Here is a 22970-nt window from a genome sequence, read left to right as displayed (position 1 = left end):
CGAAAATACCATTATCCCTGCATCCATCATAGTTCCTTAAACAATTAAATAACAAAAAAGCCTCCCACGGTCGGGGAGACCTTCAAAGGATAAAAACTATCCTTCAACACCATTTGACAAATTTCCATTTTTTTTGCTTTAGGCCAAAGCACCTATTGGATCCCAAGGGGCCAAAACCGTTGGCTGGTCGTATTCTTTTTTGATGGTGTCGTTTAATTCTGTGGATAACAAGTGCTTGTTGATGACGATTTGGTAAACAAATTCGTCAAACCAAGCATCAGAAGCGACGAAGTAACCTTTTTCGCCAACTTTATCGCCCCAAGAGTTTTCGACCTTCCACTTGGTTGGCTTGCCGTCAACGATATCCACACCAGTTAAGACCATGGCGTGGGTCATCAATGATTCCCCATAGTCCAAGCGTTCGGCTTTGGACATGTGCAAGTCAGTGGCAAACAAGGTGTCTTCGTCATAAATGTCAGTATCTAAGATCCCGAGCTTGCGGTCAGAAGATTGGCCCACATCAGAGCCAAACCACACGGACTCGCCAGCTTCAAGCTGTTTGATCGCCAACGCCTTGAAATCGTTGATCTCCAGGTTCAAATGGCGTACTTGGCGGCCACCGACCACGTTGCCTAACATTTCCACGGTGTATAAGTGATTGTAAGGCTTGTCAGCAGTGGGGGAGTTGATGATGGATTGATAATTGTCCAAGTCCCAGCCGATGTATTTGTCGTAAAACGTCTTTGGCGTCAAGTCGCGGTCGATATGATAAGCCTTGTCATCATCGCGGTATTCAAAGTCAAATTCAGTTGGTGGGTTGCCTAAAGTGTAAGCTAAAATGCGATAAACTTCAGCAAGCATTTTGCCTTTGGCTTCAGCAATGGCGTCATCGCTGGCATGGTCTGCGACTAATTTACGCAAAGCCACCGCGTCATGGCGCAGCTTCAAGTTTAACGTTGAGTTCAATTCGCGAGAAGCGCTGGAAGAGAAGGTCTCAGGCATTGCAGACTTTGGCATGATACCATATTTGTCGATCAATGCCGTTAACATGTCCCATTGGCCACCATCTTGTTGCGGGGTGGTCATCAAAAAGGCCACTTTGCGAGAATCTAACGGTTGGTCAGCCGTGGCCAACACGTTTTCGTAAAAGTAGTTGGACTTTTCAAACTTGTCCCAAAAGAATGTGTAGTTTTGGGACAATTCGAAATCCTTGATCTTAAATTGGGCTTGAATGCCATGACGCATGGTGTTCAACGCCGCAAACATCCAGCAACGGCCGGATTGTTTTTGGTTGGAAACGGCCCCGGTGGATAAATCGATGGAAAAGGTTTGATCCATTTTGCTTTGGGCTTCGATAGACTCAGCGGATTTTAATACCCCGTTGTTCATCACCGCTTTTTGCAAGGCTTTGGAACCTGGTGTCGCTTCAAGCGCTTTTTGATAAGATGCAAGATCTGCAGCAGTAATTGCAGTTGACATAGAATGCCTCCTCAATGAGAAAAATATTAAAACAATGTGATCATATTACCACATTACGCCTCAGGTGTGGGCCGTAAGACGTCGGCATATTCTGGATGCGTGTCAAAAGCATGGCGCGCATAGGTGCACAACGGCTCCAAAGTTTTGCCTTCAGCGCGGGCTTGGTCGACTACCGCTTGGATCAATTGTGCGGCAACGCCTTGACCGCGCAGTGAGTCGTCAACATAGGTTTTGTCGATCACATACGAGTCAGCATCAATGTCAGGAAAAGTGACTTCTGCCAGCAATTTGCCATTGGTTTCGTTGAAAATGCGATTTGGTTCATGTTGAAATTCCATAATGCACCTCCGATTTACTTTAATTTTAAAGCCTTGGGCCCCTGAATTCAACCGACGGCGTGGTAAGATACTCCTAGTAGAAACTATTTTGGAGGATGTTATGTCGCAACGAGGATTTGAGATTGTATCAGCGTATCAAAATGAAGGCTTGAAACTGCCCCAACGGCAAACCGCCAATGCCGCTGGGTATGACTTTTTTGCCCGGGAAGATTTTGTGTTGAAATCAATTTGGCGCTATGACTTTATTCGCTTATTTCGCTTGATCAAAAACGAGCACCCCTTGACACCAGATGACATGCAGCGCGCGTCGAGTATTTTAAAGCCGCTATTGGTGCCGACTGGGATCAAAGCTTACATGCAACCCAATGAAGTGTTGATCTTAGCCAACCGTTCATCCAATCCGTTAAAGCGCGGGTTAGTGATCCCCAATGGCATCGGGGTGATCGATGCTGATTATTACAACAACCCGTCAAATGAAGGGGAGATCTTCATTCAAATGGTCAACGCCTCACCGCGCGATGTGGTGATCGCCAAAGGTGAACGCATCGGCCAAGGGATCTTCATGCCATATTTGTTAGCTGATGGCGATTTAGGTAACGGCAACCAACGCACTGCCGGGTTCGGGTCGACTGGCGTGAAGTAATCATTTTGAAAAAGAAGATTTTAGCCCAAGTTGCGTAATCTATTAACAGGAGGGAAGCGCCATGGCAAAAACGACCACGCGTTATGTTTGCAGCAATTGTGGACGCAGTTTTGCGTCTTATTTAGGGCGCTGCCCGAATTGCGGCGCTTGGAACACCATTGAAGAAGAAGTCGTCGCCGCCCCAGCTGCCGCCAAACAAGCGGCGCCACGCCACACGAGCGACGGCCACCAGATCCGCCCGCAACGCTTAGATCAAGTCGAGATCCAAAAAGAAACGCGTATCGGCTCAGGCTTAGGCGAACTCAACCGGGTGTTGGGTGGCGGCATCGTGCCAGGCAGCTTGATTTTGATCGGTGGCGATCCTGGGATCGGGAAATCAACACTGCTTTTGCAAGTGTCAGGCACTTTGGCGCATGAAGGTAGCAAAGTGTTGTATGTGTCAGGCGAAGAGTCGGCTAGCCAAATCAAAATGCGCGCCGGCCGCCTTGGCGTGGGCAAATCGGGGATGTACTTGTACCCAGAAACCGATATGCCTAGCATCGCCCAAGCCATTGACGACATGCAACCAGATTATGTAGTGATCGACTCGGTGCAAACCATGAATGTCCCAGCAATGAGTTCGGCAGTGGGGTCTGTGGCGCAGATCCGTGAAGTCACGGCAGAATTGATGCGCATCGCCAAATCCAACACCATCACGATTTTCATCGTCGGCCATGTGACCAAAGAAGGCGCCATCGCGGGGCCGAAGATCTTGGAACACATGGTGGATACGGTGTTGTATTTTGAAGGCGATATGCACCACACGTATCGGATGTTGCGCTCAGTAAAAAACCGTTTTGGGTCGACTAATGAAATCGGCATTTTTGAAATGCACCAAGATGGGCTTAAAGAAGTGGCCAACCCCAGTGAATTGTTTTTGGACGAACGCTTAGCCGGCGCGACTGGCTCGGCTGTGGTGGTGTCTATTGAAGGCACGCGGCCGATTTTAGTGGAGATCCAAGCTTTGATGACGCCGACGCAATATGGCAATGCCAAGCGCACCAGTTCTGGGATCGACCACAATAAAGTGTCGTTGATCATTGCGGTACTGGAAAAACGCGCCAACTTGATGCTGCAAAATCAAGATGCCTATTTGAAAGCCACTGGCGGTGTGCGGCTGGATGAACCGGCGATCGACTTGGCAGTGGCGATGGCGTTGGCCAGCTCTTATCGCGACAAAGAAATTTTGCCAACGGATTGCTTTGTCGGTGAAATTGGGTTGACGGGTGAAGTGCGGCGAGTCAACCATATCGAAGATCGGATCAAAGAAGCGGCGAAACTTGGGTTTAAACGCATTTTTGTGCCTAAGAATAACCTGCAAGGATGGACGTCTCGTGATAAGATTGAGGTAATCGGTGTCACAAGCATTGCAGAGGCATTACAACGCGTTTTCGCGTGATAGTGATGAGAAATTTTGAAAGGAGGCTTGCATGATGAAAAAACGCGTGATCGCCTTAGTGTTTGGCTTAGTCGGGATCGGCTTAGGCCTAGGCTTTTTACCCGCATTGTGGCAATTGTTGAATCTCGGGGATTCGACTTGGCTCAACAATGCGCTGGTCGATGCGCTGTTGGGACTATTGATCTTTTTGATCTTAGCGGAAGTTTCCGCTGGTTTCATCATTCGCGAGTTAAAGCAAATTGAAACATACTTAGGGAAACAATCCCCAAGTTATCTGTTGTTCGGGAGTTTAGGGACCATTATCGGGTTGGTATTAGCTGCCATTATTTCGATTCCTTTTAATAATTTACCCAACCCATTTGGGGCTTTGATCCCGATCATTTTGATGTTGTTTTTAGGTTATTTAGGGTTTCGAGTGGGGACAACGCGCCGCGATGAGTGGCGCAAGTTGTTGAACATTCGCAAACAGCCTAAAGACACCGGCGAATCTGGCGATATCTTAGCACGCAAAGCGGGCGATAATTTCCGCAAGTATAAGCTGTTGGATACGTCAGTGATCATTGATGGCCGCGTGGAAGCCATTGCCAAAACCGGCTTCATCGAAGGAACCTTGTTGGTGCCAACGTTTGTGGTGCATGAGTTGCAATTGATCTCAGATTCTGCCGACGCGTTGAAGCGCGGCCGTGGTCGGCGGGGGTTGGATATTTTGAACCGCATGAAAGAAGACCCAGAGTTGCATGTGGAAATGTATGATGGCGACTTTGAAGATATGACCGAAGTTGACTCAAAGCTGTTGAAGCTGGCCAAAATGCTAGATGGCATTGTGATGACCAACGACTACAACTTAAACAAGGTGGCCCAATTTCAAAATGTCCCAGTGCTCAACATCAATGCCTTGGCCAATGCCTTAAAGCCAGAAGTCTTACCTGGCGAAGGGATGACAGTTAAAGTGATCAAAGCGGGGACTGAACGGCAACAAGGCGTCGCTTATTTGGAAGATGGCACCATGGTAGTGGTTGAAGATGGGCAATTTTACATCAATCAGCCATTAGCGGTGATCGTCACCAGTGCGATCCAAACCGCAGCTGGCCGCATGGTCTTTGCCAAACCGGCTCATCAACAGAAATCCTTGAAAGATGGCCCAGACAAACATCCTGCTGCTAAAACTGGCAACAATAAATCAACGCCTAAGCGTCGTTGATCGCTGAAGACTCGACAGTATGCCGGGCCTTTTTTTGTTATTTAATTCCTGATGTGGTCAGGAATTTTTATTTTCCGCGTATAATCAAGTCAAACACTTGCGAATCGAGGGATACAGATGAACCTAACAGATGAGATCAACCAGATCAAAGCCATGGGCCATGTGCGTCATTTTGATGTTGGTGAGGATCTGTTGTGTGAAGGCGATCAAGCGCAAAGCTTATTTTTCATTGAAAAAGGCGCAGTCCGTTTGTGGCATAACGATGATGGCCGCGATATCACCTTGCAGTTTTTCTTTGAAAACCAAGCTGTGGCGTCGTTTGAAAGCTTTTATCTGCGGGAGCCGAGTTTGTTTGCCATCACTGCCATTGAAAAAACCACGGCCTTGGCGATCGATGGCGACTTGTTGCGCCGTCAGTTGAAAAGCGATCCTGAGATCATGGCGGCGTTCACCGATCATATTTCGCATCGGTTCATCGATTACGTCAGTTATTTTTTAAACCGCATCGAGCAGTCCCCAGAAACTCGCTATCGCAGTTTATTGGCTAGCGATCCAGCTTTAGTCAAGCGCGTGCCGCAATATGAACTGGCGACTTATCTGGGGATCACCCCAGTGTCATTATCACGAATTCGCAATCGCGTCAAAAAATTTCCGGCTGATTAACAAAGGTTAATGTCGAAGGCCGCTGAAGACGATATGCTGACTTCATCAACTAATGGAGGTCAGTAAAATGACAAAAACAGTAATCGTAACATCTCATCCGTATGATGGTAGCTTCTGCCACGCCTTAATGGAAGCGGCTAAAGCTGGGGCAGAAAAACAAGGACATACCGTTGACGTGATCGATTTGGAAGCCGATCACTTCGACCCCGTGATGCACAGTGCCGACTTGATCGGGTTTTTGAAGCATCACGCCCAAGACGAACAAGCCATTGACTATATTCAACGGTTAAAACAAGCCGATCATTTGATCTTGGTTTTCCCAATTTGGTGGGAATTGATGCCAGCGATGATGAAAGGGTTCATCGATAAAGTGGTGTTTCCTGGGGAAACGTTTGATTACACCAAAGGCGGTGCCGGCATGTCGTCAACGTTGACGAATCTGAAGTCGACGACGATCATGACCACTATGAACACGCCAAAAGCCTTGTATCGCTGGATCTTTGGCGATGCGATCCAACGCGCTTTGGTGCGTGGCACGTTCAAGAAAATGGGCATGAAGCATGTCAAGTGGTTAAGCTGCAACATGGTGAAAAAAAGCAGCGATGCCAAACGCCAAAACTGGTTGGCCCAAGCTGAAAAAATTGGCGCCCAACAATAATGATCTACTAAAGTCGCAACTTGGTTTGCGGCTTTTTTAGTGCCATGACCCAATTTACATGAAAATTTTTATTTTTTCTTGGCAGGGGTTTTCTGAAAGTGTATGATAGGCAATTGGCATTGATTCAATTGGGTCAACACGCGTTGTTGACCGATTCATCTTCAGGAGGAATTATTTTTATGCAAATGGAACCAGATCTTAATCCAGACACCAAAAGCTATATGAAGTGGCCGATGTTGACGTTGTTGACGTTCACCACCATCGTTGGCTTTGAAGATGTCATCTATCCGTTCCAGAACCAAGGTTTGTCCGTGATCTTCTCATGGGTGTTCATGGCCGTCGCTTATGTCTTGCCTTACGGGTTGATCTCAGCGCAAATGGGCTCAACGTTCAATCAAGCTGGCGGCGGTTTGGCCAGCTGGTCCAAACACGCGTTAGGCGAAGGGGCCGGGTATTGGACCGGTTGGATGTTTTGGGCCAGCTTGATGCCTTATACTGTCGATGTCGCCAATTCCGTGATCGTGTCGCTGTCTTGGACGATCTTAGGCAACAACACCTTAGACAAGTACATGAATAATGTGATGTTTGGGATCTTCACGTTTGTGGTGATCGGCTTGTTCTTGTTGTTCCAAAACTTAGTCCAAAAATCTTTGGAAATTTTAGGCATGTTAGCTGGTGGCGCCATGTTTGTGATGACAGTGCTGTTTGTCATCATGACGGTAGTCGGCTTGAAACAAGGCGTGCACATTGCCACGCAACCGTTCACTTGGTCTGCGTTTATTCCCAAATTCGACACCCATTATTTTGCCACGACTGGGTTGTTGGTGTTCGCCGTGTCTGGGGCTGAGGTTGGGGCGGCTTATGTCACCAAGTTGCGCAATCCAAGATCCGAATTTCCTAAAGCAATGTATTTGTTGATCGTCTTGACCGTATTTTTAACGGTATTTGGGTCATTGGCGTTAGGCGTGTTCTTCAACGCCCATCACTTGCCAAACGACTTAAAAATGAACGGGGCCTTTTATGCGTTTGAGCGTTTAGGCGAAAGCTTAGGCTTAGGCAAGTTGATGTTACACATTTACTCGTTTGTTTCCTTCATTTATATGTTGTCACAACTAGGCGTGTTGTTGGATGCTTCCAGTCGCGTGTTGTCAGGGGATTCGTCAGATCGTTACATGCCAAGTTGGATGCGTAAGCTCGACCGTACTGGCCGGCCGATCCATGCGTACACGTTGACGGCGCTACTTTGCTTGTTCTTACTGTTATTGTCAGGAACGCTACCTTCTATCAACTCGATTTTTAACTGGTTGTTGAACTTAAATGGGATCGTGACGCCTTATAAGTCTTGCTGGTTATTCTTAGGCTTTATCGCTTTGCGGTTGCATGAGGAACGCTTTGATTCCCCATTTGTCTTCATTAAAAACAAAGGCTTGGCGATCACTGTTGGCGTTTGGGGCTTCTTGTTTGCCTTTATCTGCGCCAGCTTAGGCGTGTTACCACAAGAAGGCGCATTATGGTCTGGCTTGTGGTGGCATGAATTGATCATGAACATTGTGTCTGTGGCGGTGTTGTTTGGCGTCGGTGGTATCATGCCGATCTTAGCGCGGCGTGAACAAAAGCAGCAGTCTTTGCTCAAGCATTAAGGTGACACGGTGCAATTGTTGCTGGTGTTTCACCAGTAAAACCGCTATCATAAATGTATAGTCTTTTATGAAAGCTGTGAGTGCAATGTTTTGGATCATTTTATTGGTGGTATTTGCCATCGTGTATTGGCGTTATCGCAGCTGGTTTGAAACCCCTAAAGGTCGCTTAACTTTAGACGTGGTGATTTTGGTGATCGTGGCTGCGTTAGCGTTGCTTCATGGATTTAAAGGCTCGATGGTGATGTGGATCGAAGCTTTGATCGGATTAGTTTCGATTTACGATGCTGTGATCCAGATCCGCCAATTGCGTCAAAAATAAATTTTTCAGTCGCTGTCTCGCGTTGAGGCAGCGACTTTTTTGGCAATTGATGATAGCGCTTGCATTATTGCCGATGGCTTGAGATAATCCGCTTGAGGGGTGAGGAAATGCATAATCGCTTTTATCAAGCGTCAGGGCTTCAGGCACTGTGGGCTTTTGGCGCCAATGTCGTGAATGTTAAAGGCCGCTCCAGTCGTCGTGAATATTGGTGGGTGTGTTGCTAGCATGTTGAGTCCAGTGGGGTTGCTGGCGATCGGAGCGGATCGGTTGCGTCAAGTGCCAATGATCGTTTATGCACTGGTTTTGGTCGTGATCTTGGTGCCGAGTGCGACGCTTCAGATTCGCCGATTGCGCGAAGCTGGGATCGATTTGCGTCAAGGCATTGCGGTGATGCTGATCGAGTTAGGCGCGGCGATCGTTTTTTTGACGCTGCGTGGTTTGATCGGCCAATTGGCTTTGGTCACGTTGTTGGCAAGTGGTGGCGGGTTATTATGGTGGTCGGCCAAACCCAGCATGAAGTGAGGGGATTTTTTCTGCAAGTGATGTGTGTCTGTGGTACACTAGTAACGCATTGTTTAAGAAAAATGGAGGCGTAATGCATTGGCAGATCGACCAATTCGGGTGCGCTATGCACCAAGTCCTACCGGCCATCTTCATATCGGAAATGCCCGGACGGCACTGTTCAACTATCTTTTCGCACGTCATTACAATGGCACGATGGTACTTCGTATTGAAGATACCGATCAAAAACGTAACATTGCTGATGGTGAAAAAAGCCAAATCGAAAACCTGCACTGGTTAGGGATTGATTGGGATGAAGGTCCAGATAAAGGCGGCGACTTTGGGCCGTATCGTCAGTCTGAACGCAAAGACATCTACATGAAATACATCAACCAACTGCTGGCTGAAGGCAAGGCTTACGAATCTTACAAGACTGAAGAAGAATTGCAAGCCGATCGTGAAGCCCAACAAGCCAACCACGAAATGCCTCATTACGTATACGAATATGAAGGTTTGACTGAAGCACAAAAGCAAGCCAAGATCGACGCGGCCAAAGCCAAAGGATTGACGCCGGTCATTCGCTTCCATATTCCAGAAGATAAAACGTATGAGTGGCAAGATATCGTCAAAGGTGATATTTCCATTGATGGCAATACCATCGGCGGCGACTTTGTCATTTTAAAGCGCGACGGGATGCCAACTTATAACTTTGCCGTTGTTGTTGATGATCATTTGATGCAGATCACTCACGTTTTGCGTGGGGATGACCATATCGCCAACACCCCAAAGCAAATGGCTGTTTACGATGCGTTAGGTTGGGAAGCGCCAGTCTTTGGCCACATGACCTTGATCATCAACGGCGCCACTGGCAAAAAGCTTTCCAAGCGTGATGAAAATGTCCTGCAATTCATCGAACAATATCGCGAATTAGGCTACTTGCCAAACGCCATGTTCAACTTCATCACCTTGTTAGGCTGGTCGCCTAAAGGGGAAGACGAGATCTTCACCAAAAAGGAATTCATCAAATTATTTGATGAGCACCGCTTAAGCAAGTCACCAGCACGTTTTGACCAAAAGAAACTCGAATGGGTCAACAACAAGTACATCAAAGAGACCCAACCTTCAGAGCTGACGGCTTTGGCGTTGGAGAACTTGATCGAAGCTGGCCGCATCCCTGCCGATCCTGACGCCAACACCATTGAATGGGCGCGGCAAATGATCAGCTTGTACATCCCACAAATGAGTTACACCCAACAAGTGGTCGACTTGTCGAGCATCTTCTTTGAAGATCGCGATGAATTGACTGAGGATGAAATGAAAGAACTTCAAGATGACAACGCCTTGCCGATCATCAAGTTATTGAAGCAAAAGCTTGAAGACTTAGATGTGTTCACGGCTTACTTCATCAACCAAGAAGTTTATCAAATTCGCTTGGCGTTAGGTGTTAAAGGTCGCAAGCTGTTCATGCCGGTGCGCATCGCTGCCACCTTCCACATGCATGGCCCGCAATTGGCTGAAACCATGGAACTCATGGGTCGTCAAAAAGTCATGGCCAACATCGATCGCGTCTTAGCCTTGATCGAAAAATAAGTCTCATTGAAAAATCATCTCCTTGTGAGGTGATTTTTTTTCATCTCGCCAGCGAAGACTTTCACACGTAAAATTAACCAATTTCTCATGCTTGGGGTACAATCAGACGTATCCAAAGCACACAGGAGGGGCTTATGACGCAAAATATTGCTGTATTAGACACCTGGCAACCTGAATTCGTGGCATTGCGCCGCATGTTACATGCTCATCCGGAACTGGGCTTGGCCACGATCGAAACTGCCAAGCTGGTGGCGGCTAAACTGCGCGACTATGGCTTTGCTGTCAGCGAGCATGTCGGCGGCTATGGCGTCGTCGGTCAATTGCGCCGCGGCCATTCTGCCAAAACCATTGGCTTGCGCGCAGATATGGATGCCTTGCCGATCACCGAAGCCACGGGACTGGCGTATCAAAGTCAAGTGGCTGGCTTGATGCACGCGTGCGGCCATGACGGCCACATTGCCACGATGCTGGCCACAGCGCGGTATCTGGCGGAATATGGTGAATTTGATGGCACCGTGAATGTGATTTTTCAACCTGGTGAAGAAGGGGTGCACGGCGCGGCGAAAATGATCGCCGATGGCTTATTTGACCGCTTCCCTTGTGACATGTTGTTTGCATTTCACAACTGGCCGCATTTAGATGATGGCACGATCTATTTGCAACCAGGGGCAGTGATGGCCAGTTCTGATCGCATGCGCATCACCATTCAAGGGCATGGCGGCCACGCGTCTGCGCCTGAGCGCACCGTGGATCCGATCGTTGTCGGCTCGGCGTTGATCCAAAGCCTCCAATCCGTGGTGGCGCGTAACACCTCGCCTTTAGATGCAGCAGTCGTCACAGTAGGAAGCTTTTTGGCTGGGGCCGCAGAAACTTATAATGTGATCCCAGATTCTGCGCAACTGTTTTTAAGCATTCGCACGCTGGATGAGGCGGTGCGCGATGCCACGATCGCCCATATCGATCAAATCGCGCAAGGCGTTGGCCAAGCTTATGGCGCCGATATCCGCTGTGAGCATTTTCAGATCTCTGCGGCTGTGATCAATGCCAAATCCCCAGTGAAGCTGGCGCAACAAGCGGCCAAGCAAGTGTTTGGCGACAAGATCCGCACCCAATTTGACCCAGTGATGGCCTCAGAAGATTTCGCTTATATGCTTGCGCAAGTGCCTGGGTGTTATGCGCTGATGAGTGGTGGGAAAAACAAGCCTTATGTGCACACCAGCCGTTTTGATTTTGACGACAGACTGATCGCCCCAATGGCCAGTTATTTTGTCCATATCGTCCAATCGTACCTGAAATTATAAACAGATGTTTGTAAAAAGTAGATTGACAGATAATTTGAATACAATTAAAATGTGCAACATACGGTGAACGATTGCCAATCGTTTTCTCATAATCGTTCACTGGCAACTGAATCATTTCACTTTACCACTAACGAATGCGCGTCTTTTACGCCAATGGGGGGATTCAAATGTCACATCCAATGAAATGGGCCACCGTCACTGTCGTTTTTGCCAGTTTAGGCGTCTTGCTGGCGGCTTGTGGACAACACACCACTACCGCCAAGCAAAAAGTCTTCAAGTCCACTGTCAATGCCAATCCAGACACGTTAGATCCTGCCCAGTATACGCTCAGCGTTTCTGCAGAAGTGATCAACGCCGAACAACAAGGCTTGTACACGCGCGACGCCAATAACAAAGTGGTGCCAGGGGTGGTGAAAGCTTATACCACTAACGCCAACAAAACGGTATACACTTACACCTTGAAACACACCAAATGGGCCAACGGCAAACCCGTGACCGCCGCGGATTTCGTGTATGCGTTTGAGCGGTTGGCCGATCCTAAAGTCGGCGCCAGTCAAGCAGCACGCGTGGATTTTTTGCAAAATGGCCAAGCTGTGCGTACCGGCGCCAAGCCGCTATCAAGCCTTGGTGCCAAAGCGTTAGGCACTTACAAGTTGCAGCTGACGTTATCTGAGCCGTTGACTTATTTGAAAGATTTGTTGACCGGTACTGCTTATATGCCTGTCAACCGCGCGTTTGCTACTAAAGCTGGTAAGAAATTTGGGACCAGTTCAGCGTATGTCTTAGCCAATGGGCCTTTTAAAGTCAAAGGCTTCAGCGCCAAAGACGACACCTGGACTTATGTGAAAAATTCACAGTTCTGGAACAAAAAAACGGTGAAACTCGATCAAGTCTCTGTGCGCGTGGTCAAAGACTCCAGCACTGCCGCCAACTTGTTTAACACCGGCAAAATCGATTATGCGGCGTTGACGTCAGAAAACCTCAGTCGCTTCACCAACAATAAGGCGCTCCATCAAATCACGACGCCAACGATCGGGTATTTAAGCATCAACGCCAAGCGTTCGGCCACCGCCAATGTCCACTTGCGCCGGGCGATCGCAGAAAGTTTTGATAAAGGCAAATTCGCCAAGAATGTCTTAAAAGACGGCTCCAAAGCCTTAGATGGCCTGATCCCCAGCAACTTATCCACCAATCCTAACACCGGTGTCGATTACCGCAAAGATACTGGCAATTTGATCACGTTTGACCCAGCTGATGCCAAAGTTGAGTGGGCCAAAGCCCAACAAGAACTTGGCAAGTCAACGTTGAATTTGACCTTGTTGACGGCAGATACTGAAGACGCCAAAAATGCCGGCGAATTCTTGCAAGGCCAAATTTCGTCGCATTTGCCAGGGTTGCACATCACGTTAAAGTCGATTCCGTTAGCTCAGCGGATCGCCTTGGAGCGTTCAGGCGATTATGATATCGCCTTTGGGACTTGGGCACCGGATTTTGACGATCCGATCAACTTCTTGGATATTTTCCAATCCAGTGGCCAGTTGAATTTCTCGCGCTATGATTCTAAAGCCTATGATGCTGACTTGGCCAAGATCCACGGGGCTTTGGCGGCACAGCCTGAAGCGCGCTATCAAGCGTTGCAACAAGCCGAAACGCGCTTGATCAAAACCGACGTGGCCATTGCGCCAGTGTATCAAGTGGGGTTAAGCTATGTGCAAAATCCGAAAACGTCGCATTTGGCCATCATTCCGTTTGGTTCCACAGTCAACTATCAATATATTGAGGTGAAGTAAGATGAAACCATTGATCGCCATCATTGCCAATCAATATGATTTTGCAGAAAAAGTGTTTCACAATCATCCGGCCACGTATGTCCCCCAGTTTTACGTTGATGCAGTTTATGCCGCAGGCGGTACGCCGGTGATCTTGCCCCTAGTGGCCAAAGAAGCCGCTAATCGCTATGTCGACCAATTCGATGGCTTCTTATTAACTGGCGGACAAGGCGCGTCGCCGTTTTTATACGGAGAAGAGCCGCAACCGTTGATGGGGCAAACATCGCTGCGCCGCGATGAGTTTGAATTGGATCTGATCCAAGCGGTGCGCGCTTCTGACAAGCCGATCTTAGGGGTGTGCCGGGGGATGCAAATGCTCAACGTTGGCTTAGGCGGCACGCTTTGGCAAGACTTGCGCTACCGCCAGCAGCCAGTAATCAAGCACATGCAAGTGCCAACACCTGATACGCAAGGGTCACATTATGTTGAGCTCACCGCAGGCACTTATTTGGCCAAAGCCTTGGGTACCACGCATTTGGTCAATTCGCTTCACACCCAAGCGCTAAAAGACGTGGCCGCTGACTTGACAGTCATCGCACAAGCCCATGATGAGGTGATCGAAGCGGTGCAATCCAATGACGCTCGCCATCGGATCTTTGGGGTCCAGTGGCATCCGGAAATGTTATACGCCAACGATCAAGCTCAGCTGGCACCATTTGAGCATTTGGTGGCGTTGGCTGAAGGATAACGTGAAAGCAGTTTTGTGCCCAACGCATGAAACTGCTTTTTTGTATGGCGCAAAAAAACAGACCATCTGGATGATGGCCTGCTAAAATTCGGCAAAATTTTATCAAATGACGTGGAAGTTACTGACGAGAGTGGATCAAATCGCGTAACTCGCCGATCAATTCGTTCGGATGGCGAGTGGCGCCAGCAACGGTTTTGATGTTCAACAAGTCCATGGCAGTTAAGTTATGTGAAATCGAGTTTTTCCCATAAGAGCCAGTGCCTAACGTCAATGAAGGGGCGAGTTTGTTGAACAAGCCACCGATGCCGCCAAGCGATGCTGGGGTGTTGACCAATACACGGCAAGCAGGCATTTGTTCGCCAAATTCGTCTGCCAACTGGCTATCAGTGGTATGAATGGCTGCGGTGTGCCCTAAGCCGCCGTATTCCAACAATGCACGGCAAAGCGCAAAGCCTGAGCGGTGATCATTGGCGATATACATGGATAAGACTGGGCATAGCTTTTCGCCAGATAACAAGTAGTTAGGCCCGATGCCGTCGAGTTTGGCGATCAACAACTTCGTGCCTTTAGGAACCGTGAGCCCAGCGAGTTTGGCGATATGTTCTGCTGATTGGCCAGCGATCGGACCGCGCACAGTGCGACGTGTGGGGTCGATGACGGTATCTGCCAGTTGCGCCACTTGGTCGTCTGGTACAAAGTAAGCGTGGTGTTTTTCAAAGCTGGCTTTGATCTGTGGGAAAATGGCGCGATCAACCACGATCGAGTTTTCTGACGCGCAGATCATGGAGTTATCAAACGACTTGGATAAGGTAATGTCGTTGACAGTTGCTTCAACGTCAGCACTAGCTTCGATATATGCTGGCGCATTACCAGGGCCGACACCTAAAGCAGGCTTGCCAGTGGAATAAGCGGCTTTGACCATGCCTGGGCCGCCAGTGGCTAAGACCAACGCCACGCCTTGGTGATTCATCAAGGCGCTAGAAGCTTCAATGCTTGGTTGGTGGATGTATTGGATCAAGTTCGCTGGCGCGCCAGCACGCACTGCAGCTTCTGCCAAGATCTTGCAAGTGGCGGCACCGCATTGTTGGGCTTGGGGATGTAAGCCAAAAATGATCGCATTGCGGGTCTTCATGGCCATCAAGGCTTTAAAGATCACCGTGGAAGTCGGGTTGGTAACTGGCGTAACGCCGGCGATCACGCCAAGCGGTTCGGCATATTTTTTAATATGGTCGAGTTTGTTTTCGGCGATCAGGCCAACTGTTTTTTGATTTTTCATGCTGTCCCAAATATATTGGGAAGCGTAAATATTTTTGATCGCTTTGTCTTCAGCATTGCCACGGCCGGTTTCTTTCCAAGCCAAGAAGGCTAAGTCTTTGGCATGGGCTAATGCAGCCGACACCATCGCCTCACACACGGCATCGACTTGTTCTTGGGTGAAGTTTTGATAAGCTTTAAACGCGACTTGGGCATTTTCAACCAGTTCGTTCACAGCGGATTCAACTTGTGCTTGGGGATTCATTTGCGTAACATTGTTTGACATTTCCACAGCTCCTCTTTGCATTTCTGAAGCTATCGTAACCTCTGTTTTGCACTTTGTAAACACCGTGAAAACGGCGCGAAACAGGGAATCGTGGGTGTATTCAAAGCGGCATTCATGAGCGGCAAAAGGCCGATGTCATCCCGTCTTTGTGAGAATTATCACGGAATGTGTTGAAAATGGCCACGTTTTCAATAAACAGGTAATGATACAGAAGTTTTTTTGTTTCAATACAGACAGGTCGTTCAAGGTTGCCAAGTGGATTCGTGGTATAATAGTGCGTAAAATCAATTTTGTCATGAAACGACAAAATCGAATAATAGGAGGGCGTGGTATGCAGTCAATCCTGACGCATTTATGGACGTGGTCGACCGTCGCCAATGCCATCGATATTTTGGTGGTGTGGTATGTCTTGTACCGCTTGATCATGCTGATCCGCGGGACCAAAGCCGTACAGCTGCTTAAAGGCGTCTTCGTGATCGCGATCATTAAAATCGTGTCGTGGTACTTACAACTTAAAACCGTGGGCTATATCACGGATATGATCATCACCTGGTCAGTACCGGCGTTGGTGATCATTTTCCAACCAGAGATCCGCCGCGGGTTGGAACACTTAGGGCGCGGTTCGGTGTTGCCATGGACCAGATCCAATCAACACGTTGAAGAACAGCGCATGGTATCGCAATTAGACAAAGCGATCCAATACATGAGCAAGCGCCGCATCGGGGCGTTGATCACCATTCAACAAAATACCGGCTTGGAAGATTACATCGAAACCGGGATCCCAATCGACGCAGATATTTCCGGCGAGTTGTTGATCAATATTTTCATTCCGAACACGCCGTTGCATGATGGCGCAGTGATCATTCGTGATAATCGCGTGGCAGTGGCGGCCGCCTACTTGCCGCTGTCAGAATCCAGTGCCATTCCCAAAGAACTTGGCACCAGACACCGCGCGGCTGTGGGGATCAGCGAAGTGACCGATGCGCTGACCGTGGTGATCTCTGAAGAAACCGGTGGCGTCACAGTCACCCATAACAACCATTTGATCCGCGACTTAACGCGCGAAGATTATTTGAAGTTGTTAACGGCGCAATTAGTGCCTGATGATGATGACCAAGCGCAAAGTCCGATCATGGCTTGGTTTGCCTCTAAGTTTGGAAAGTCGGGGGCAAAGCGATGAAACGATTGAATGATTTTTGGGAAAGCAAGTGGGCTTATCGGCTGTTGGCATTCTTGCTGGCAGTGGGCTTATTCGCTTATGTCAATGTACAAAATATCAACAACACCCGCCAAGACGCCGCCACTGGCAATTCGATCACTGCCACGGCGAAGCGTACAGTGTCAGTGCCGTTGCAACTTAATGCTGACAGCGATAAATATTTCATTACCGGCTATCCGCAAAAAGTTAAAGTGACCATTGAAGGTGCGGCGTCGTTAGTGACAGTGACGGCCAACACGCAAAACTTCCGGATCATTGCCAACTTGCAAAACCTTGGCGTTGGGACCCATCAAGTGCGCTTGACAGAAAGCGGGTTGAACAAAGACCTCACTTATAAGATCAAACCGGCGATGATCACTGTTAAGATCCAAGACCGTAAAACCCGCCGGATGCCGATCCAAGTGCATTACAACAAAGATTCGCTGGCGCCAGGCTATACCGTTGGCGAAGAACGCTTGTCTGCAGACACGGCTGAGATCACTGGGGCCAAAGGCGAGATCAATCGCGTGTATCAAGTGGTTGCCAATGTGGTGATGAAGCGCAACACCAAAGCTTCAGTCAGCCAAGAAGTGATCTTGCAAGCACTTGATGAAGACGGCAATACGGTTAATGTGGTGGTATCACCAGAAACCGTGCATGTGACCTTGCCAATCTCGATCCCATCTAAATCCGTGCCGCTGACGTTGAAACCCACTGGCAGCGCCCCTGACGGCAAAGCTGTGACGGTGACGTCAACGACTGATCACGTGACGATCTATGGCGCCAGCTCGGTGCTTAAAGGGATCGATTCGCTGAATGTGCCGGTCAATATCAGTGGCATTGCCAGCAACCAAACCAAAACCTTGACGCTGGCCAATTTGTTCCCGAAGCTCACTGACTTTTCACCGCAAAGCATTAAAGTGCAATATGAAGTCAGCGACATCACCAGCAAAAACTCGAGTTCCCAAGCGAGCTCTTCCAGCGCCAAATCCAGTAGCAACAGCAGCGCCAGTAGCAGTAGTTCCAGTGATGCGTCTCGTGACAGCAGTAGCGCAAATGACTAATAGGAAATGAGGAAGAATTAAAATGACGAAGTATTTTGGTACCGATGGTGTGCGTGGTGTGGCCAACTCTGAGTTGACCCCAGAAATGGCATTTCGTTTAGGCCGTTGTGGCGGGTATGTCCTGACCCAACATAACCAAGACAAAACGCCGAAAGTGCTAGTTGCGCGCGACACCCGGGCCAGTGGTGAAATGTTAGCCAGTGCCTTGACTGCCGGATTATTATCCGTCGGCATTGAAGTGTTGAACTTAGGGGTGATCACCACGCCGGCAGTGGCTTACTTGATTCGCGTGCAAAGTGCCGCAGCTGGGATCCAGATCTCCGCTTCACATAACCCAGCGCAAGATAACGGGATCAAATTCTTTGGCCCAGACGGCTTTAAGTTGTCTGACGACACAGAAGATGAAATCGAAGCCTTGTTGGATGCGCCAAAAGACACCTTGCCACGCCCATCTGCAGAAGGTTTAGGCTCAGTGACTGAATATCCTGAAGGGGCATTGAAGTACACCCAATTTTTGGAACAAACCTTATCGGATGATCTGGCAGGCATTCATGTGTGCTTAGATGCCGCCAATGGGGCTACTAGCGGTTTGGTATCGCGCTTATTTGCTGATTTGGATACAGAATTTGAAACCATGGCCACTAAGCCTGATGGCATCAACATCAACAAAGGCGTCGGCTCCACGCATCCAGAAGCATTGGCGAAATTCGTCGTCGAATCTGGCGCCCAAGTCGGGTTAGCTTTTGATGGCGACGGCGATCGCTGCATCGCCGTAGATGAAAATGGTCAAATCGTTGATGGCGACAAGATCATGTTTATTTTAGGCAACTACATGAAGTCTCAAGGTCGCTTGAAGCAAGATACAGTGGTGACCACGGTCATGTCAAACTTAGGGATGTATAAGGCATTGGCTGCCAATGGGATGAAGTCGGTGCAAACTGCGGTTGGCGATCGGCATGTGTCTGAAGAAATGCGCGCGCATGGCTACAATATCGGTGGGGAACAATCTGGCCATGTGATCTTGTCAGATTACCATAACACCGGCGACGGCATGCTCACTGGGATCCAGTTATTGCATGTGATGACTCAAACTGGCAAGCCTTTATCTGAATTGGCTGCACCAGTAACGACTTATCCCCAAAAGTTGGTCAATGTGCCAGTTTCGGATAAAAACAACTGGAAACAATACCCTGAGATCCAAGCTGCCATTGATGAAGTCGAAGCCAAAATGGCTGGCGACGGGCGCGTGTTGGTTCGCCCTTCAGGGACTGAAGCCTTGTTGCGGGTCATGGCAGAAGCTAAGACGCAACCGCTTGTTGATGAATATGTTGACAGCATCGTTAAAGTGGTCAAACAAGTGATGGGCAACTAGTTTCAGCGTCAGCAAAAACCGCCTTTCCGAGATTCGGGAAGGCGGTTTTTGGCTATCTGGGCAATAAAAAACCGACCTGCTCATAAGTAGGTCGGCTTTTTTGCATTAGGCTTCGTCTTCGTCTGGCCATTCTGCGCTGGTGTAGACGTTTTGTACGTCATCATCATCTTCCAAAGCATCGATCATGTTTTGGAAAGTTTCCAGCTTGTCTTCTGGGATCGGCACAGTGTTTTGGGGCACCATGGTCAATTCAGAAGTGGTGAACTTGAAGCCTTGTTTTTCAAGGGCATCACGCACTGCGGTGAAGTCTTTGGGATCCGTGTAAACAGTGAATTCATCTTCAGTGGTTTTCAGATCTTCTGCGCCAGCATCCAAAACGGCTTCAAACATTTGATCTTCGTCCATATCGAGGTCTTCACGATCGATCACGAACATCCCTTTGCGGTCGAACATGAACGAAACCGCACCAGCGCCAGCCATGGTGCCGCCGTGACGAGTGATCGCCACGCGCACAGAGCTAGAAGTCCGGTTTTTGTTATCAGTCAAGGCGTGGACCAATACACCGATACCGGCTGGGCCGTAGCCTTCGTAAGTGACTTCATCATAACGGGTCGCGTCGCCGCCATCCGCTTTATCTAAGGCACGCTTAACGTTGTCTTTAGGCATGTTAGCCGCACGGGCTTTGTCCATAACTAAGCGAAGCGCCGGGTTGTTGTTGGGGTCGGAACCACCTTGCTTAGCTGCCATGAAAAGTTCACGGGAGATCTTTTGGAAAATTTTTCCGCGCTTAGCATCTTGGGCGTTCTTACGACCCTGAATGTTATGCCATTTGGAATGTCCTGACATAATTATTAACCCTCTTTTCTTAAAGTTTCGGAACTCATAAACGTTAATATTGTACCAAAAAACTCAGCGTCTCACAACGTGTTTTCGCCTAGTACCGGCAGAAACCAGCAACACGATCACCACGGCGACGGTTGCCGCAATGGTATCGAGCAACACATCGTCAAACGTCGGCTGGCGGCCACCCGTCAACATTTGGTGAAATTCATCAAAGGCTGCCAATCCCGCCGCACTTAAAATCGTCAAAATCGTGCGTAACCAAGTCGGTTTGACGAATTCGCGCAAGCCTAAGCTGGCAAATAACCCGATCAAAAAATAAGTGGTGACATGAGCGGCTTTGCGCATGAAAAATTCCACAAAAGCAAAATAACCACTGGCTTTGACGCTGACTGGATCGCCGGCGTAAGTGAAGTGGATCGCCGACAGTTGGGCTTTAAATGGTTGGTTGGCTAATACACGCTCAAGGAGTGGTACGGCAGTTTGTTGTTTATAGGTCATGCTAGAGCTGACAAATAAGGTGGCGATCACCACTAAAGCCAATAATAGCCATGAATAGCGACGAAGAGTTTTCAATGGGTTCATCCTTTCAAAATCAATGCCCCCAGCTTACCACAATCCGGCGCTTGACTACATGAAAAAACCACCAAGAACAGTCCTTGGTGGTCAAGTTGGTTATTCAACGGTGACAGATTTTGCCAGATTGCGTGGCTTATCCACATCATAGCCGCGATCATAGCTGGTGTAATAAGCCAGCAGTTGCCCGGCAACGATGGTGACTAATGGCGACAATAGCGGATCGATATCGCCGATCACCAATTCGTCGTCAGCTTGGGCTAAGTCATGCGCTGCGATATGCAAGACTTTCCCGCCGCGCGCTTGAACTTCTTGCCCATTGGCGCGGGTGTGTTCAGCAGTGATCGGATCAGTGATGAACGCCACTACTGGCGTGTCTTTTTCGATCAAAGCGATGGTGCCGTGTTTGAGCTCGCCAGCCGCAAAGCCTTCCGCTTGGACATAAGAAATTTCTTTAAGCTTCAAAGCCGCTTCCAAGCTGACAAAATAATCGGTGCCTCGCCCAATGAAAAAGGCATTACGGGTCGTGGCAAACATGGTGGTGGCCAGTTCATGTAACTGATCTTTTTGATCGATCAACGCTTGTTGGCCAGCAGCCGCTAACGCCAACTGATGGGCGACGTCAAATTCTTCCGCGGCAGGGTGGTTCAACGCCGTGCCTAAGGCTTTGGCGACTAAGGCTTCAACGGCGATTTGAGCCGTATAAGCTTTAGTTGACGCCACGGCGATTTCAGGGCCGGCATACAATTCCAACGCAAAGTCAGCTTCGCGCGCCAAGGTGGAAGTGCCGACGTTGGTGATGGTCAAAGCCGGGTAGCCTAACGCTTTGGTTTTGACCAACACTTGTCGAGAATCGGCGGTTTCGCCACTTTGGCTTAAGAAAATAAACATCGGGTGCTTGGACAACATTGGCATATGGTAGCCAAATTCACTGCCTAACACGACTTCAGTAGGGATACCAGCGAGTTGTTCAAATAACGGCTTGCCCACTAAGCCGGCATGATAGCTAGTGCCAGCGGCGACGATATACAAGCGGTCTGCTTGGGTCAACGCGTCTAACAAAGCTTGTGGCAACACCACATGCCCAGATTCATCCAAGTATTTTTCGGCTAAGCGGTGCATGACGACTGGTTGTTCATCGATTTCTTTGAGCATGTAGAAAGGATAAGTGCCTTTGCCCAAGTCGGCAGCGTCCATTTTGACTTCAAAAGCGTCGCGGTGGATCACGTCGCCATTTAAGTTTTCGATGGTGATGCTGGTTTTGGTCAAGGTCACGATCTCTTCATCTTTGACTTCGATGAATTGGTTGGTGACATCAAGCATCGCCAAGGCATCAGACGCCACGACGTTGAAGCCGTCGCCTTTGCCGATCAACAGTGGGCTTTTGTTTTTGGCGACATATAACGCCTCTGGTTGGGTGCGATCCACTAAGGAAAAGGCATACGAGCCGTCGACTAACTTCAAAGTTTTGCGCAGCGCGGCTTTGGCATCTAAGCCGTCTTGTTGGGCAAATAATGCGATCAGTTGCACCACCACTTCAGTATCAGTGCTGGAATGCAATTCGACATCAGTTAAATATTCTTGACGCAAGCTTTGGGCGTTGGTCACCACCCCGTTATGGACCAAATAAAAGCGGCCATCGTTAGAGACATGCGGATGGGCATTGGCTTCAGTTGGCGCGCCATTAGTCGCCCAGCGGGTATGGCCGATGCCGATGCTACCTTGGATATCAGGGGTCAATGCGGCTTCAAGATTTTTGATCCGGCCGACACGTTTGACCAAATAGTCATGGCCGTTTTGGTCGTTGACGTAAACGCCAGCAGAATCATAGCCGCGATATTCAAGCTTTTCCAAACCGTTTAACAACACTTGCGTCGCATCATCGCGACCGATCACACCAACAATTCCGCACATAGTCAAGGACCTCACATTTTGATTTTTCTAGAATTGGACTAGATGATTGTCTGAAATCGGTTTTCCAGAGTACGAGGCTAACTATACCTAGCAGACGGCTTAATGTCAAATATAAATTTTATTGGTATGGCAAATTTAAGAAAATTGGTATAGGTCATTTAAGCCGTCAAAATGTAAT

The 22970-nt window shown here is 48.7% G+C and carries 21 protein-coding genes; 15 read left to right on the top strand and 6 right to left on the bottom strand.

Annotated elements, in window-relative coordinates:
• Positions 1-138: 138 nt before the first annotated feature.
• Both ACKTSG_RS05250 and ACKTSG_RS05245 read right to left on the bottom strand, forming a co-directional pair.
• Positions 139-1479 (bottom strand): C1 family peptidase, encoded by a 1341-nt coding sequence (locus ACKTSG_RS05250; protein WP_407892648.1) that lies wholly within the window; start codon positions 1477-1479, stop codon positions 139-141.
• A gap of 53 nt (positions 1480-1532) precedes the next feature.
• Positions 1533-1817, bottom strand: coding sequence for a GNAT family N-acetyltransferase (locus ACKTSG_RS05245; protein ID WP_407892646.1), 285 nt, complete (start codon positions 1815-1817; stop codon positions 1533-1535).
• A gap of 100 nt (positions 1818-1917) precedes the next feature.
• Here ACKTSG_RS05245 and ACKTSG_RS05240 point away from each other — a divergent pair, with 100 nt between their 5' ends.
• From ACKTSG_RS05240 to ACKTSG_RS05185, 12 genes are all read left to right on the top strand, one after another.
• Positions 1918-2460 carry a dCTP deaminase/dUTPase family protein gene (locus ACKTSG_RS05240; RefSeq protein WP_407892644.1) on the top strand — a complete coding sequence of 181 codons (543 nt, stop codon included), beginning with the start codon at positions 1918-1920 and terminating at the stop codon, positions 2458-2460.
• A gap of 61 nt (positions 2461-2521) precedes the next feature.
• A complete protein-coding gene (gene radA / locus ACKTSG_RS05235) occupies positions 2522-3898 on the top strand; it encodes a DNA repair protein RadA (protein ID WP_407892642.1) in 1377 nt (458 codons plus the stop codon).
• Positions 3899-3932: 34 nt separating this feature from the next.
• On the top strand, positions 3933-5099 hold the full coding sequence (locus ACKTSG_RS05230; protein ID WP_407892652.1) for a PIN/TRAM domain-containing protein: 1167 nt from the start codon (positions 3933-3935) through the stop codon (positions 5097-5099).
• Positions 5100-5216: 117 nt separating this feature from the next.
• A complete protein-coding gene (locus tag ACKTSG_RS05225; RefSeq protein WP_407892640.1) occupies positions 5217-5762 on the top strand; it encodes a Crp/Fnr family transcriptional regulator in 546 nt (181 codons plus the stop codon).
• A 67-nt stretch (positions 5763-5829) separates the two neighbouring features.
• A complete protein-coding gene (locus tag ACKTSG_RS05220) occupies positions 5830-6420 on the top strand; it encodes an NAD(P)H-dependent oxidoreductase (RefSeq protein WP_407892638.1) in 591 nt (196 codons plus the stop codon).
• 179 nt (positions 6421-6599) lie between these two features.
• Positions 6600-8060, top strand: a complete 1461-nt coding sequence (locus tag ACKTSG_RS05215; protein ID WP_407892636.1) for an APC family permease — start codon at positions 6600-6602, stop codon at positions 8058-8060.
• A gap of 85 nt (positions 8061-8145) precedes the next feature.
• The gene (locus ACKTSG_RS05210; protein WP_407892634.1) at positions 8146-8379 is read left to right on the top strand and encodes a hypothetical protein; all 234 of its coding nucleotides are present in this window, start codon (positions 8146-8148) and stop codon (positions 8377-8379) included.
• Positions 8380-8604: 225 nt separating this feature from the next.
• Complete coding sequence (locus ACKTSG_RS05205) at positions 8605-8901, top strand: hypothetical protein (RefSeq protein WP_407892632.1); 297 nt, start codon at positions 8605-8607, stop codon at positions 8899-8901.
• A 78-nt stretch (positions 8902-8979) separates the two neighbouring features.
• The gene (gltX, locus tag ACKTSG_RS05200; protein ID WP_407892630.1) at positions 8980-10470 is read left to right on the top strand and encodes a glutamate--tRNA ligase; all 1491 of its coding nucleotides are present in this window, start codon (positions 8980-8982) and stop codon (positions 10468-10470) included.
• Between the two features lie 134 nt (positions 10471-10604).
• Complete coding sequence (locus tag ACKTSG_RS05195; protein WP_407892628.1) at positions 10605-11771, top strand: amidohydrolase; 1167 nt, start codon at positions 10605-10607, stop codon at positions 11769-11771.
• A 167-nt stretch (positions 11772-11938) separates the two neighbouring features.
• The gene (locus ACKTSG_RS05190; RefSeq protein ID WP_407892626.1) at positions 11939-13561 is read left to right on the top strand and encodes a peptide ABC transporter substrate-binding protein; all 1623 of its coding nucleotides are present in this window, start codon (positions 11939-11941) and stop codon (positions 13559-13561) included.
• 1 nt (position 13562) lies between these two features.
• Positions 13563-14288, top strand: coding sequence for a gamma-glutamyl-gamma-aminobutyrate hydrolase family protein (locus ACKTSG_RS05185; RefSeq protein ID WP_407892624.1), 726 nt, complete (start codon positions 13563-13565; stop codon positions 14286-14288).
• A 118-nt stretch (positions 14289-14406) separates the two neighbouring features.
• Here the strand turns inward: ACKTSG_RS05185 and ACKTSG_RS05180 are convergent, their stop codons facing one another.
• A complete protein-coding gene (locus ACKTSG_RS05180; RefSeq protein ID WP_407892622.1) occupies positions 14407-15828 on the bottom strand; it encodes an aldehyde dehydrogenase family protein in 1422 nt (473 codons plus the stop codon).
• A 331-nt stretch (positions 15829-16159) separates the two neighbouring features.
• On the opposite strand from ACKTSG_RS05180, the gene cdaA reads away from it, so the two are divergent.
• From cdaA to glmM, 3 genes are read left to right on the top strand one after another with little or no spacing between them, the layout of a single operon-like run.
• Complete coding sequence (gene cdaA, locus ACKTSG_RS05175) at positions 16160-17008, top strand: diadenylate cyclase CdaA (RefSeq protein WP_407892619.1); 849 nt, start codon at positions 16160-16162, stop codon at positions 17006-17008.
• 5 nt (positions 17009-17013) lie between these two features.
• Complete coding sequence (locus tag ACKTSG_RS05170) at positions 17014-18090, top strand: CdaR family protein (RefSeq protein ID WP_407892650.1); 1077 nt, start codon at positions 17014-17016, stop codon at positions 18088-18090.
• 22 nt (positions 18091-18112) lie between these two features.
• Positions 18113-19462, top strand: a complete 1350-nt coding sequence (gene glmM, locus ACKTSG_RS05165) for a phosphoglucosamine mutase (protein ID WP_407892617.1) — start codon at positions 18113-18115, stop codon at positions 19460-19462.
• 105 nt (positions 19463-19567) lie between these two features.
• On the opposite strand, the gene ACKTSG_RS05160 is transcribed toward glmM, so the two are convergent.
• The 3 genes from ACKTSG_RS05160 to glmS form a co-directional block, all read right to left on the bottom strand.
• Positions 19568-20308, bottom strand: coding sequence for a YebC/PmpR family DNA-binding transcriptional regulator (locus ACKTSG_RS05160; RefSeq protein ID WP_407892615.1), 741 nt, complete (start codon positions 20306-20308; stop codon positions 19568-19570).
• 63 nt (positions 20309-20371) lie between these two features.
• On the bottom strand, positions 20372-20878 hold the full coding sequence (locus tag ACKTSG_RS05155) for a VanZ family protein (protein ID WP_407892613.1): 507 nt from the start codon (positions 20876-20878) through the stop codon (positions 20372-20374).
• A 99-nt stretch (positions 20879-20977) separates the two neighbouring features.
• Entirely contained in the window at positions 20978-22792 is a 1815-nt protein-coding gene (gene glmS / locus ACKTSG_RS05150) for a glutamine--fructose-6-phosphate transaminase (isomerizing) (protein ID WP_407892611.1), read from the bottom strand.
• Between the last annotated feature and the right edge of the window lie 178 nt (positions 22793-22970).

It is taken from the genome of Lacticaseibacillus salsurae (assembly GCF_045862175.1).
GTDB classification, from domain to species: Bacteria; Bacillota; Bacilli; order Lactobacillales; family Lactobacillaceae; genus Lacticaseibacillus; species Lacticaseibacillus salsurae.
This window is presented reverse-complemented; position numbering and strand designations above follow the sequence as displayed.

What these genes read in the sequence shown, in the direction of transcription:
- ACKTSG_RS05250 (WP_407892648.1), bottom strand. Translation starts at nt 1,479, where the DNA reads ATGTCAACTGCAATTACTGCTGCAGATCTTGCATCTTATCAAAAAGCG.
- ACKTSG_RS05245 (WP_407892646.1), bottom strand. Translation starts at nt 1,817, where the DNA reads ATGGAATTTCAACATGAACCAAATCGCATTTTCAACGAAACCAATGGC.
- ACKTSG_RS05240 (WP_407892644.1), top strand. Translation starts at nt 1,918, where the DNA reads ATGTCGCAACGAGGATTTGAGATTGTATCAGCGTATCAAAATGAAGGC.
- radA (WP_407892642.1), top strand. Translation starts at nt 2,522, where the DNA reads ATGGCAAAAACGACCACGCGTTATGTTTGCAGCAATTGTGGACGCAGT.
- ACKTSG_RS05230 (WP_407892652.1), top strand. Translation starts at nt 3,933, where the DNA reads ATGAAAAAACGCGTGATCGCCTTAGTGTTTGGCTTAGTCGGGATCGGC.
- ACKTSG_RS05225 (WP_407892640.1), top strand. Translation starts at nt 5,217, where the DNA reads ATGAACCTAACAGATGAGATCAACCAGATCAAAGCCATGGGCCATGTG.
- ACKTSG_RS05220 (WP_407892638.1), top strand. Translation starts at nt 5,830, where the DNA reads ATGACAAAAACAGTAATCGTAACATCTCATCCGTATGATGGTAGCTTC.
- ACKTSG_RS05215 (WP_407892636.1), top strand. Translation starts at nt 6,600, where the DNA reads ATGCAAATGGAACCAGATCTTAATCCAGACACCAAAAGCTATATGAAG.
- ACKTSG_RS05210 (WP_407892634.1), top strand. Translation starts at nt 8,146, where the DNA reads ATGTTTTGGATCATTTTATTGGTGGTATTTGCCATCGTGTATTGGCGT.
- ACKTSG_RS05205 (WP_407892632.1), top strand. Translation starts at nt 8,605, where the DNA reads ATGTTGAGTCCAGTGGGGTTGCTGGCGATCGGAGCGGATCGGTTGCGT.
- ACKTSG_RS05195 (WP_407892628.1), top strand. Translation starts at nt 10,605, where the DNA reads ATGACGCAAAATATTGCTGTATTAGACACCTGGCAACCTGAATTCGTG.
- ACKTSG_RS05190 (WP_407892626.1), top strand. Translation starts at nt 11,939, where the DNA reads ATGTCACATCCAATGAAATGGGCCACCGTCACTGTCGTTTTTGCCAGT.
- ACKTSG_RS05185 (WP_407892624.1), top strand. Translation starts at nt 13,563, where the DNA reads ATGAAACCATTGATCGCCATCATTGCCAATCAATATGATTTTGCAGAA.
- ACKTSG_RS05180 (WP_407892622.1), bottom strand. Translation starts at nt 15,828, where the DNA reads ATGTCAAACAATGTTACGCAAATGAATCCCCAAGCACAAGTTGAATCC.
- cdaA (WP_407892619.1), top strand. Translation starts at nt 16,160, where the DNA reads ATGCAGTCAATCCTGACGCATTTATGGACGTGGTCGACCGTCGCCAAT.
- glmM (WP_407892617.1), top strand. Translation starts at nt 18,113, where the DNA reads ATGACGAAGTATTTTGGTACCGATGGTGTGCGTGGTGTGGCCAACTCT.
- ACKTSG_RS05160 (WP_407892615.1), bottom strand. Translation starts at nt 20,308, where the DNA reads ATGTCAGGACATTCCAAATGGCATAACATTCAGGGTCGTAAGAACGCC.
- glmS (WP_407892611.1), bottom strand. Translation starts at nt 22,792, where the DNA reads ATGTGCGGAATTGTTGGTGTGATCGGTCGCGATGATGCGACGCAAGTG.